General features: G+C 41.1%; 10 protein-coding genes. 1 reads left to right on the forward strand and 9 read right to left on the reverse strand.

Features of this window, described 5'->3' with window-relative positions; all coding sequences use genetic code 11:
• Positions 1–16 precede the first annotated feature (16 nt).
• Positions 17–1,681 (reverse strand): glutamine--tRNA ligase, encoded by a 1,665-nt coding sequence (glnS, locus tag HG263_RS02635; protein WP_171624518.1) that lies wholly within the window; start codon positions 1,679–1,681, stop codon positions 17–19.
• Positions 1,682–1,910: 229 nt separating this feature from the next.
• On the opposite strand from glnS, the gene HG263_RS02640 reads away from it, so the two are divergent.
• Positions 1,911–2,984 (forward strand): DUF3083 family protein, encoded by a 1,074-nt coding sequence (locus tag HG263_RS02640; protein WP_171624519.1) that lies wholly within the window; start codon positions 1,911–1,913, stop codon positions 2,982–2,984.
• A gap of 13 nt (positions 2,985–2,997) precedes the next feature.
• Here the strand turns inward: HG263_RS02640 and HG263_RS02645 are convergent, their stop codons facing one another.
• From HG263_RS02645 to pabC, 8 genes are all read right to left on the reverse strand, one after another.
• Positions 2,998–6,636, reverse strand: a complete 3,639-nt coding sequence (locus HG263_RS02645) for a sensor histidine kinase (RefSeq protein WP_171624520.1) — start codon at positions 6,634–6,636, stop codon at positions 2,998–3,000.
• Between the two features lie 358 nt (positions 6,637–6,994).
• Positions 6,995–8,854, reverse strand: coding sequence for a metallophosphoesterase family protein (locus tag HG263_RS02650; protein WP_171624521.1), 1,860 nt, complete (start codon positions 8,852–8,854; stop codon positions 6,995–6,997).
• Entirely contained in the window at positions 8,841–9,632 is a 792-nt protein-coding gene (locus tag HG263_RS02655; protein WP_171624522.1) for a TatD family hydrolase, read from the reverse strand. Before HG263_RS02655 ends, HG263_RS02650 begins: the two co-directional genes overlap by 14 nt.
• Positions 9,633–9,640: 8 nt before the next feature.
• Entirely contained in the window at positions 9,641–9,967 is a 327-nt protein-coding gene (locus tag HG263_RS02660) for a PilZ domain-containing protein (protein WP_171624523.1), read from the reverse strand.
• A gap of 8 nt (positions 9,968–9,975) precedes the next feature.
• Positions 9,976–10,875 carry a DNA polymerase III subunit delta' gene (gene holB / locus HG263_RS02665; RefSeq protein ID WP_171624524.1) on the reverse strand — a complete coding sequence of 300 codons (900 nt, stop codon included), beginning with the start codon at positions 10,873–10,875 and terminating at the stop codon, positions 9,976–9,978.
• A complete protein-coding gene (gene tmk, locus HG263_RS02670) occupies positions 10,875–11,504 on the reverse strand; it encodes a dTMP kinase (protein WP_171624525.1) in 630 nt (209 codons plus the stop codon). The genes holB and tmk overlap by 1 nt, the downstream gene beginning before the upstream one ends.
• On the reverse strand, positions 11,494–12,480 hold the full coding sequence (gene mltG, locus HG263_RS02675) for an endolytic transglycosylase MltG (protein ID WP_171624903.1): 987 nt from the start codon (positions 12,478–12,480) through the stop codon (positions 11,494–11,496). The genes tmk and mltG overlap by 11 nt, the downstream gene beginning before the upstream one ends.
• Positions 12,480–13,265, reverse strand: a complete 786-nt coding sequence (gene pabC / locus HG263_RS02680) for an aminodeoxychorismate lyase (RefSeq protein ID WP_171624526.1) — start codon at positions 13,263–13,265, stop codon at positions 12,480–12,482. The genes mltG and pabC overlap by 1 nt, the downstream gene beginning before the upstream one ends.
• Between the last annotated feature and the right edge of the window lie 11 nt (positions 13,266–13,276).

Consider the following 13,276-nt stretch of genomic DNA (forward strand, 5'->3'; position numbering starts at 1 on the left):
TTTTATAGTTTTGTGCTTAAGCGTTCTCTATTTTTGCCCAAGAATCTCTCAAACCTACCGTTTGGTTAAATACCAACTCGCTAGCTTTGTTATCTCTACAATAATAGCCCATACGCTCAAACTGGAAGCCCTGCTCAGCACCCGCTTGTGCAAGTGATGGCTCTAGTTTTGCCGATTCAATGACCACTAGAGACTCTGAGTTGAGCGTTTGCGTAAAATCTTCAGCAGCAGCTGGATTTGGTACGTTAAACAGACGGTCGTACTGGCGAACTTGTGCTTCAACACAGTGTGTCGCGCTCACCCAATGAATAACGCCTTTCACTTTACGGCCATCGCTTGGATTTTTACCTAGTGTCTCTTCATCATACGAGCAGTAGATAGTTGTGATATTTCCATCTGCATCTTCATCAAAACGTTCAGCTTTAATAACATAGGCATTACGCAAGCGCACTTCTTTACCTAATACTAACCGTTTGAACTTCTTGTTTGCTTCAACGCGGAAGTCTTCACGCTCAATGTATAGCTCTTTAGTAAATGGCAGCTCGCGCGTACCCATCGATTCATCCGTTGGGTGATTTGGTGCGACAAGCTTCTCTACTTTCCCTTCATCAAAGTTTTCAATCACAACTTTTAGTGGGTCAAGTACTGCCATTGCGCGTGGTGCGCTTTCATTTAAATCATCACGGATACACGCTTCTAACATGCCCATTTCAACCATGTTATCTTGCTTTGTAATACCGATACGCTTACAGAATTCTCGAATTGACGCTGGCGTATAACCACGACGACGTAAACCAGCAATCGTAGGCATACGTGGGTCATCCCACCCTTCTACGTAACCATTAACAACCAAATCGTTAAGCTTACGCTTCGACATCACCGTATATTCTAAGTTAAGACGCGAAAACTCAATCTGTTGTGGATGACACTCGATACTAATATTATCTAACACCCAATCATATAAACGACGGTTGTCTTGGAACTCAAGCGTACACAGTGAGTGTGTGATACCTTCAAGCGCATCTGAAATACAGTGGGTAAAATCGTACATTGGATAAATACACCACTTGTCACCCGTTTGGTGATGATGCGCAAAACGAATACGATAAATGATCGGATCACGCAACACCATAAATGAACTAGCCATATCTATCTTGGCACGTAATACGCACTCACCTTCTTTAAACTCACCATTTCGCATTTTTGCAAATAGCGCTAAGTTCTCTTGCGCGGGTGTGTCTCTGTAAGGGCTATTTTTACCAGGTTCAGTCAATGTACCACGGTATTCGCGAGCCTGCTCTGGTGATAAGAAACAAACGTAGGCTAAACCCTTTTCAATTAACTCAACCGCATAATCGTGCAATTTATCAAAGTAGTTTGACGAGTAACAAATTTCACCGTCCCATTTGAAACCTAGCCAATTTACGTCTTCTTGGATTGATTTAACGTAATTGATATCTTCTTTTTCTGGGTTTGTATCATCAAAACGTAAATTACAAAGACCTTGGTAATCTTGTGCAATACCAAAATTTAGGCAGATTGATTTAGCATGGCCGATGTGTAAAAAACCATTTGGCTCAGGTGGAAAACGTGTATGCGTTTGCTGGTGCTTACCGCTAGCCAAATCAGCATCGATAATTGTTCTAATAAAATTTGTTGGGCGATTTTCTGTTTCCGCCATGGGCATGCATTCCTCTGAAATTAGCACTGAATAACTTCGGCATTATTACAAAATCCAGCTAGAACTTACAGCAAATCCTGCTCTACGAAGAATAATTCTTTAATTGCGACCAATATAAGGTGACTCACTTTAAAATTTCATGACACTTTTTGTTCTATCGCAATAAAAAAGCAACAAAACCGTTGTATAGTTGCGCACATAAAGTGATGTAATCCAAGGACAACAATATATGGCTTCTATGACACTCAATCGCGTGTACATTCCAACTAACGCGCGAAACAATCAGTATATCCTCGCAGAATTTAAACCAACTGAGCAGTTTTATGCTTGCTTTGATAACCTGCAAAGCTGTTACGAGCGCTTGTCTCGTCAGTTATTTGCACTATGTGACGAGTATGAACTTCACAATGTTCATATGATAGCTAATGATAAGCTGCCTATCGTACGTTTTCATGAGGAATCATACTGCTTACAAACCCCCAAGCAAATGCTGTTCTTTTACAATCCTAAATATCATGAAGCCCACAAATCATACTGGGATGAAGATGTTAAGGCACGTAAGATCTCATTACTATTTTTAGCCACAGGTAGTGATATTCGCGCTAACGCGGCAAACTTTCACTCTAAAGTTAAGCGCACGCTAGACGCACTACTTGAAACCAATAAAAATATTGCTGCCGATGACTTAAGAGTCAGAGATCATCAACACCTCACTTACGATATTTTTGCTAAAGCAAAAGGTAACAAAGAAAGCTACGGCTACAAATTAAGAAGTTTGTACCCTCGATATCAAGCTAGAAATTGCCAACTACCTGAAACACACTCGGAAATGACTTACGCTACCTTCAGTTTACCTGTGACTCGCGCTCTTAAAACAGAGTATCAGCACCTCATAAAACAAGGTGACTACAGCCTATTTTATCGAGCAATTGAAGATGCTTTTTTGTCTAGCTGTGCAGACAAACAGCTGTCGCTATGTGCGTTTGTTGCCGATGGTCGCTTGCCATTGGTCAGAAACAGCCAAATTGACAAAAACAGTGCCAATAGCGAACTGCAAAAACTAAGCTTCGATACTGAGAGTGATAAAGTGCAAACAGCGTCGATTTGGGAAAGTAACAAACTAGTGGATACCATGAATTTTGTTATCGTTGCACATGCATCAAACAAAAAAGACATGGGTTACGGACGTTTTATGAATAGCGTAGAGAGCGCTATTTATGCTTTTACTGATAAGTTACATATTAATCCGGAGAAACAAGACGTTAATGTTAGGTTTTTCCAACATATAAGTTACCAGTACTAACTTCAATAAGGTGTCAATCTTCTATTTCAGCAATCTGGATTGGCACCTTAATGTTAACTTCCATTCCCTCGCCAGGCTTAGAAAAGCAACGGATCTCGCCTTTTAAAAGCTGCGTCACTAAGTTGTAAACAATGTGCATCCCTAATCCACACCCCCCTTGGCTGCGCTTTGATGTAACAAATGGGTCGAAAATAGTCTTCAGCATTTCACCAGACATACCCACACCGTTATCTTGATAGTTGACGTACCAAAACTGCTCATCGTGCCGCAACGCAACAATCACAATACCCGAAGCTTGATTTTCAAAGCCATGGATAACAGAGTTATTAAGTAGGTTAGTTAATATTTGATAAATTGCGCCAGCATAGGTGGTCAGTTCAAAATCTTCACCACCCACAATTTGTAGGTCAATATTCTTGCCTTTAATTAACGGCTCCAGCGATGTGAAGATGTCTTTCACGTATGATTTCAAGTTGATTTTGCGGCAAACTTCACTGGATTGGTCAACGGCTACTTGTTTGAAATTGCCAATTAAGTTTTGCGCCCTGTCGAGATTTCTGAATATGAGCTGATAGCCCTGCGCTTGCTCTTCAAGTGACTTGTTTAAATCTTTTTGGCTTAGAGTTTTACTTTTTAATTTTTTCGCTACTTTTTGCATACTTTCTTCATTGTATGTCAAAGCGGTCAGTGCAACACCTAAAGGTGTATTGATCTCGTGTGCAATCCCTGCAACCAAACTGCCTAATGACGCCATTTTCTCGCTTTCTATCAATTCATCTTGAGTATGCTTGAGTTCCATCATGGCTTGCTCAAGCTTTTGATTTTTTTTATACAGTTCGTCAGTACGCATAGCGACCTTTATTTCAAGCTGCTCATTGAGCGTTTGTAATGCATTTTCATGTTCTTTGAGTTGCGCAATGTCTTTTAGCGCGCCCGCTATGCGTATTGCTTGCCCACCCTCATCTCTTTTTACCACTTTTCCTCTATCTAACACCCACGCCCAATTACCATCTAAGTCTTTTACACGAATGGCAATTTCATAACTTTGTGCATCTCCACTAATACATGTCTGAACTTTTTCTTTTAGATACATGCAGTCATTAGGGTGAACAAATCGTCCAATATCATCCAAAGTCATCCGGGTTTGTGTCATACCATAGTCGACACGTGGCGATACACTGTGGCGATAAATAGTACTTTGAGTGATGTGCCAATCCCACAGTTCGTCGCCACTGGCCCATAACGATAATTCGAGTCGCTGCTGTAAGTCTTGCATCTTTTTATTGGCACGAATGACCTGTTGATAGCGTTTTTGTCTAGCCCGCATAACCAACATTGCTATCAACAGAATAGTCAAAGCATAGAGTGCTTTTGAGTATAAATTCCACCACCACGGCGCACCAACACTAATAACAAACCGGTGGATTGGTGAACGAATATTAAAGCGATTTAGCGTGTACGCCTCAACTACATATTCGCCAGGTTCTAATCGCAACAAATTCACTTGCCTGACGCCAGAGGCAAGCTTTAACCACTTTTTACTCAAGCCAAGTACTCGATAATAAAACTGTTGTTGCTCTGAGCCATAGTCAAGGCTTGAATATTGCAACGACACGATATTTTCATCATGTGCGAGGTGCAGCTCGTGAGCCAGTTCAGGGGAAGTACGCAGGTGACCATCTGGGCTAGGCAATAAAGGTTTGCCTAACAACTCAATATGGCTGATAAGTAAAGCTTTTTCAGTTTTGTCTATATTCACTTTTTGTGGATAAAACTGATTAAACCCTTTAGCTCCTCCAACAAACACACGCCCATCAGGCGCTAACCATGCAGCATTATAATTAAACTCATTGTCTTGAATACCGTCAATTGGTGAGAAGTTATGGATTGTATAATTAGCAGTACTTACTTGGCTTAATCCACCACTGCTGCCCACCCACATATGGTCAAAGCCATCGTAAACGAGTGCCCAGATTGCAGTATTCGCCAAGCCGCTATCTTGGTTTATGGTACGCTCAACTTCAAATTCGCTGTTTACAATAGAGATACCTAGTTCGCTGGCAATCCATACTTTCTCATATTGATCTTGCTCGATCATAAACACGATATCTGAAATCAAGCCGTCTTGAGTGGTTATGTTACGAAGCCTGCCATCTTTAAACTGATATAAACCATTGCCAATAGAGCCAAACCACAATGAACCAGCTATACTCCTCATCGAAGAAACATGGCTAGGTGCTTGTATTGATGGATGAAAATATGGCTCCAAAGACTTCTTGTCAGCAACATACTTTAATAGCCCTGAGGTACGTGAGCTAATTAAAAGCTCTCCTTTAAACTTAAGCATGCTGTTAAACGTCAGCTCCGGGCCATTACCAAAATCAGGCCTAAGGTGATCTAACCGTGTGCTGACAAAATCATATTTTACGATACCGTTACCTCTTGTGGTTACCCATAGTTGCTCGTCTATAATCGCCACTTGAGTAATAAAGCTATTATCTAACAATTCTAATGATGGATATAGCTTGTACGCTGCCTCAAAGCCTTGACCGTCAAATATAAATAAGCCACTTGATGTACCAAACCAAAGGCGACTTTGTTTATCTATCGTAAAACTACGCACATCAGAACTAGATAATGGTGATTGGGGGTAATTATATTGACTAACGTGACCGAATGATTCGCTGAGTTGACTTAAAAAATGTAACCCTCGAGTCTCTGTACCAAGCCAAAGATCTTGGTTGGTATCCCGCATCACTGTAATTACGTTATTATCTAATAAACCATTGGCTTGCATGCTCCGCTTGTACCAGTGATTTATCAACTGCCCTTGCCTATCTAAAAGATACAAACCGTTGTTGGTTGCGACTAATACTTCATCAGCATTGACCACAGCATTATGTAACGTAATATTGGTATCACTGGTGAAGTTTCTAGACCACAGTACACGCTCATATAGGGTGTCATAATTAACTAATTGCTGCATTTTGCTAATAAGCACGATGCGTTGTACAGAGAAGCTCATTTTTTCATATTCGCCGCCAAGTAATAACACGGCTTCATCAGACTGCTTGACATACTTCATCAAACCTTGTTCGCTTATGTAGTAATAAGCATCACTACGCTCAATTACATTACGAATAAATCGGCCGGGCAATTTTATTTTGCTCGGTTGTAAAGATGTCTGATTCACTTGATAAACATGATTGTCTTCCAAAGACACAATGACATTCGGACCATTACAATCCAAAGAAATAACTCGGTCTGATTCAACCTCAGGGTATTGTTCAGATAAAAATGAAGTGAAGTGTCCATGCGTACTATGATAAACACTCAGGCCCGTACGTGTGCCTATCCAAACTTTATCAGCACTGATACATAAATCAGTCACAAAACCACCAGCAAGACTTTTATTATCTTGTTGTTTTGGCTTAAATTGCATGAATTCATGCCCGTCAAATCTATTCAAGCCAGCTTGAGTACCCACCCAAATATATCCATGTTGGTCTTGCGCCAATGCAGTTACGGTTACTTGGCTCAAGCCGCTGTTGTAATCATAGTGCCGCATTATTTGTGCAGTATCAGAAAACTGTGGAACCGCATAAGCTAGATTGACTACTAATGCAAAGTATAAACACCATTTAAATTGCATAGGCTACATAAGGCTGAGGACTTTAAATAAATATAGCAAAGAGTGCCAATGACAGTTTGTATTTTGAGCGAATTTTTGCTGTTATCAGTATAATTTAAAAATGAATACACTAGGGCGTGTTGATCTTTGAGGTATGATTTTTTCACATCAAAGGCTTTCAATACCAGAAATACGCTATGACACATAGTGATCTATGTTAGTAGCACATGACGCCGTAGTGGAAGCCTTTGGGCAACGTCATCCGGGTATTTTTCTACGTTATCGCCTGACTTACATAGAATAACTATGCAGCGCAGGCTCTGCCTTGCCAAAATCCCCGTATGACAGCTGCAAAAACACACAGCAAAGATCAACTCCCCTAATCAGTTTCTAGAGAGAACTCTTGTACCCTACCGTCATGGTGCAATAACTGATAACGTGAAAGCTTTGCATTTTCTAAGGTAATTAAACTAATCGCACTATCGGAGACCAAATATGGCTGTTTGTTGGCGTTACACTGCACAGGGTGTTTGTTCACTTCCATATGCCAGCGCTTAGTAAAGTAATTGAGGGGGCTCCACGGCGCATAAAATATTGAGTCTAATTTATCCAAGAAGCTTATTAGCTTTTTCGGAAACTCATTTTTGATACCTGAGGCAGTTAGCTGCCAGATCCGATTGTGATGTTTACCAAATCGGCTTTGCACTGAAAAACAAAATGAATAGTGTACATCCCCGGATAATATAATTGTTTCTTTTGGTGTATCTGGGCGTCTAAATATCTCCAGCAACTTACGTGCAGAGCCCTCATGTGCCATCCAGTTCTCAACATCCACCAGCAAAGGTTGACCACAAAAGTTAAAAATTGATTGAATAGCTTCTATTGACTTAACACCAAACACTGGCGCGGGAGACACTAAAATCACTTCTTTGTGATCCAACAAAGTGTCCTCTAACTCCATCAGCATTTCCCAATCTAATAAGCCGCTGGGCTCATTAAAGTTTTGCTCATTCCGCCAACGATGAGTACGGGTGTCCATCACCACCACTTTGGGTGTTGTTTCAAGACAATAATGCCAATTTGAAAAACGATTGAGTGCTTTATCCAGTGCCTTAAATTGCCAAACATCCACTTGCAAACTACGTTCAAACTCAGCACATAAACTACCGCTATGGTGCATAGCATCATTACCAAGCCCCTGAAACAACCAATAGCTGAGTAATCCGCTATTTATGATCCTACGACTACTATTATGGGCAGCAATAGCTTGCTCCCAACGAGCGGTAAGATTCCAGTCATCGGTCACGTCATGATCGTCAAACATCATCAACGTAGGAATATTCGCAAATAGCCGCTGCGCGTGAGGTAAATCCTTAACAAAATTATCAATTGCGTTTGATTGAGTTTCAAATGATTTAATAAATTTAGGATTTGTACCCTGATACACCATTTGCTCGCGATCAATTACCTGCCAGCACACTGCACTAAAATTAAGCAAGTAACAGGCTATAAACTCTTGAAAATAAATTAAGTGATTGCCGGCACTTAAGCTTGTAAAGTGCGCTTCGCCTCGTTTAAACCAATAGCTAAAACTGTATTTGGAACACTCTTGCCAAGGTGTTTTTGGCAAAAATTGGTGGCGATTAAACAATTGCAGTTGAATATCTTCTGGCAGCTGCGCAATATGAGCTTGCTCTTTATATAACCCCAATACCTCAATCAATTGTTCTATCGCTAACAACATAGGACCCGCCACATCATCTGCGTAGATTTGGTCCCCAGACATCAGCAATAAACTTGGCTCTAGCTCCCCTTCACTTTTACATTTTTCTAGCAATGCATCCGCGGCTACTAAGCTGTCACGACTAGCGTGATGCGGGTTTCGGCAAGAACCATGTAAAACCTGTTGTAATTGTTGCGGTATTACGCATTGAGCACTTGATTGTGATGGATATTTATAGTCTTTCAAATCAATCTCTTGACTGTCTGACAATAGATGATAGTTCAGTGCGGTATCGGCTGAAAATAGCCCTGAGACTGGTCGAACGAGCAAAAGATGAAAAAAGCAATGTGTTCCCAAACGGAAGGTTTTTTGCTCTGTTTTACAGTGATAGCCTTCTATCTCAATACAAAGACGACTGTGATAACTGGTAACCAGCTGCACACAAACTTGGCCCTGCTCCGCTCTGCGAAGCATTGGGCCAAGCAACAATTGAGGTAATGCGCTAGTTTGCTGCATCCGAGCGAGGGGCCAAGCTAAATAAGTTATAAAAATTATCAGTGGTCGCTGTTGCAAGCGCTTTGTAGCTTATGCCTTTTAAGTCAGCAATATAATAGGCTACGTCCTGAACGTAAGCAGGTTGATTTGTTTTTCCCCGATGAGGCACGGGCGCCAAATATGGTGAATCTGTTTCAATGAGTAACCTATCTAGAGGGATTTGTTTAACCACCTCTTTTAGTTCAACTGCGTTTTTGAACGTCACAATGCCAGAAATCGAAATGTAAAAGCCAAGGTCTAACGCTTGTTTTGCCATTGCCCAGTCTTCGGTGAAGCAATGCAATACGCCACCACAGTTTTGCGCATTATGTGATTTCATCAAATTAATGGTATCGGCCTTGGCATCACGAGTGTGAATAATGAGCGGTTTTTTTAATTCATTCGCTACGTCAATATGGCCCACAAAGCTGTCTTGCTGAACTTGATGCGTATCTTGTGAATAATAGTAATCCAATCCTGTTTCACCGATTGCAACGACCTTAGGATGGTTGGCCAGCTTGATCAGCCTCTCTTTGTCTAACACATCTTTTTGGTCCAGAGGATGTACGCCACACGATGCAGATACATCATCATACTGGCTAATCGCATCAAGCATACCTGGAAACTGGTCCAGCGTAACGCTGACACATAAAAAGTGCTCTACTTGTTTGGCTCGGGCTGCGGCTAATACTTCTGGTAACTGCTGGCCAAGCTTATCAAAATCAAGTCTATCTAAATGACAATGTGAATCTACAATCATAACTGCTCTTACATGGTGTAGGTGGGTTTATCAGAATTTAGGGCGGTACCTAATTGCTTAATAATTCGGTCGTTAACTTGATCTGGGTCTTCAACAAAACTCACCCCGGCCCCCGGTGGATTTGAGTTTTGCGCACCTTGTGGCGTTATCCAGACAACTTTACCAATAATTTGATGATCTTCAATCTCATCTGGCAAAGTGACGCGCAAAGTAACATTTTGCCCGAGTTCAAAACGCGCATTGCTTTTAACAAATAAACCGCCTTGCTTTAAGGTTGCCATGTAACAGCGATACAATTCATCTAAATCTTGTAGGTCTATTAGCAATTCTTGCACTGGATATCCTATTTGCTTGAACGTTTTAGAGTGTTAACCAACTTACTAAGCGCTAATGACTGATTCAAACCTAAAATTTGCTTACTGTCTGCCATAAACTGATTAAGTGCGTTTTGGGCCTCATTATATACTTGCAACGCAAGCCCATCTAACAAGCTAGCCTTGAGATATTGTTGAATAAACAGGCACAACACATCAACTAACTCTGGAGAATCATTAAGTATTCTCTGTACCGATTCGAAATTATGACTTGCTTTTACATCACATGCAAATTTATACAACATATCAATCTGTTCTAATTGATTATCTAAATACCACTGTTGAACTTTTAACGGTTGATCGATAAAACCAATGAGCCAAGGATAATTGATGTCGCTAGGTAACTGCTTTTTTATCCACTCGTTTGCTAAATTTCTATCGTTCACCACAACTTGTATCTTATTGCACCGACTCAAGATGGTTGCCGGCAACTGGCTAATGTCATCGCACGTCAACAATAAGTAGCGCCCGACATTCGGCTCTTCAAGCGTTTTCAGTAGAGCATTGGCAGCCGAGTGAGTCATTTTGTGTGCATTTACAATGATGGCAACCTTATTACCATTTTGCTGCGCAGAGTGATGAACAAAACTGGCTAACTCCCTTATTTCATCAACCGATATACTCTGGCCTTGTGGTGCTATCTTTATCAAATCAGGGTGGGTATTAGCTTTAAACAATGCACAGCTTTTACACTGACCACACGAAGTTAATAGTTCATGCTGCTCACACAACAAAGCTTCTGCCAGTTCAGTGGCAAGTACCTGTTTGCCAACGCCCACTAAGCCATGTAATAGCAGTGCATGATGAAATCGATGTTGCCGTTGACTCTGTGTCAGCTGTTGCCAAATAGCGTCATGCCAAGCAAACATTAGCTGCTAACCCGAAAATAAAACTGCTCAAGCGCAACTAAAATGTCTGCGTGAACTTTTTCTATCGGCTGATCTGCATTGATCACTACACAACATTCATCTTGTTGTGCCAACTGTAAATATCTTGCTCTAGTTCGCTCAAAAAAGCTTAATGTTTCTAACTCTATTCGGTCTAATTCACCACGCCCCTTCGCTCGTTCTAACCCTATTGCAGGAGGGATATCTAAGTAAAGAGTCAGATCAGGTCTAAGTCCATGCAGCACTATTTTCGATAACGCATTAAGTGTATCAGGTGCCAAACCTCTGCCACCACCTTGATATGCTTGTGAAGACATGTCGTGTCTATCACCGAGCACCCATTTACCCTGTTTTAGCGCTGGTCGAATAACGTTATGTAATAATTGTGCTCTTGCTGCATACATTAGCAATAGTTCAGTTTCACTAGCGACACGCTCTTCATGTTGCTGTTTGATTAAATTGCGTAACTGCTCGGCCAATGGCGTACCACCTGGCTCTCTGGTTTGTACAAAGTCAATGTGGTGCTGTTGCAAAAACTGCTTGCATATCGCCATCGCAGTCGACTTTCCGGCACCTTCTAAGCCTTCAATTACAATAAATTTAGCTGTCATTGTTTCTCTTTAAAATATACTTTTGAACCGCTTGATTATGTTCTCGCAAGCTCTTTGAAAAGTGATGCTGACCGTCACCTTTTGATACAAAATAATAATAAGGTGTTTGCGCAGGCTGCGTTGCCGCATAAATTGCATCTGCGGAGGGCATAGCAATCGGAGTTGGCGGTAAACCTTTAATTCTATATGTATTATAAGGCGTATATTGCCTTAAATCGCGACGCTTTATATCACCATCAAATTCTTGCCCTAGCCCATAAATAACCGTCGGATCAGTTTGCAGGCGCATATTCTTATTCAAGCGATTCACAAAAACTGACGCTATGGTCGCGCGCTCAGGCGCGTAGCCCGTTTCTTTTTCGATGATCGAGGCTAATATTAAGGCTTGATATGGTGTTTCTAAAGGTAAAGGAGCAGCTCGTTGCTGCCATGCTTGCTCTAATACCTGCTGCATTTTAATGTTGGCCCGCTTAAGCAATGCAGAAGCCTTGGTATACGCTTCGTAGTGATAAGTCTCTGGCAGCAACCACCCTTCAGGTTCGCTGTCTATTTGCAACTGTGCCAGTAATTGTTGTTTATCATTTGAAAAAACAATATAAGGACTGCTTTTAAGCTTGCTCAAAACATCGTTAAATGTCTCCCCGGCAATAATCGTGAAACTAAACTGCTTTTGCTCACCACGATGAATTTTTGATATCGCATCTAAAACACGCAAATTGCGTAGTTCATAAACACCTGCCTTTAAATGGAAAAGCTGCGGGACAAACTTAGCATAAACTTGATACTTAAAACATGAATGGATAAACCCTTGGCGCTGCCAATCGTTGCAAAGCCGGTTAAAACCGACTCCAGATTTTACTTCGTATAAATCAGAGTTTATTTTCAGAGTTTCTTTTTGTATGGCTGCAAACTGATAATATACCAAAGCACTTGTCACCATTAGCAACAAAACTAAAATCAGTGAAATTTTTTTAATCATAACATCCCTGACTCTAATTGAGTTTTGAGCCGTTGTGCAAGAGTTAGATTAAATTTGTGATCACCAATGCTATGGACAAACGCACATTCAAGTAAACTGTTGCAGACAAGCAAGGCATCAAAATCAGTGAGCATTTGTTTTGGAAAGGATATTTTTTCAATGCGGTTTAATGTCGACAAATGCTGTAAATAAACCCCTTCGATACCACAGCGGTCTAATTTGGGCGTAAATGCCTTACCATCTTTAATGGCAATAAGGTTTCCGACAGACGTTTCTATCACATGGTCATCTATATCACAGACTAACACATCGTCACAGTCGTATTTGCTCGCATCTTGCTTTATAAGCACCTGCTCTAAACGATTAAGGGTTTTTAAGCCAGCAAGCAAAGGCTGATGTCCAAGTTTTATAACACTGAACTGTAACTTTAACCCACGTTGTTGTAGTGCTTTATAGTGAGCAGGAAACTCAGATGTTTGAATGATAACACTTGGTTGCGCATCATTTGGCGGTAGGTAGCCTCTGCCACCTGTGCCACGCGTTACCATAATTTTTAAAACGCAGTGCGACATTGTATGACATGTTTTCTTACAGGTACTTTCCAGGCGCGACCAATTTAGCTCAGGAAAATGTAACCGCTGTTGGCAGTTTTTAAGGCGCTCTTTATGCAATTGCCAAAGCAAAATTTGCCCATCTTTAACCTGTGCTGTGGTAAAAAAGCCATCACCGTAGAGCAAACCTCGGTCTAAAATGGATATCGAATCCGCTTGAATAATTTCCATATGTCACCCAC

The sequence above is a fragment of the Pseudoalteromonas caenipelagi genome (assembly GCF_013140855.1).
In the GTDB taxonomy this organism is placed as follows: Bacteria; Pseudomonadota; Gammaproteobacteria; order Enterobacterales; family Alteromonadaceae; genus Pseudoalteromonas; species Pseudoalteromonas caenipelagi.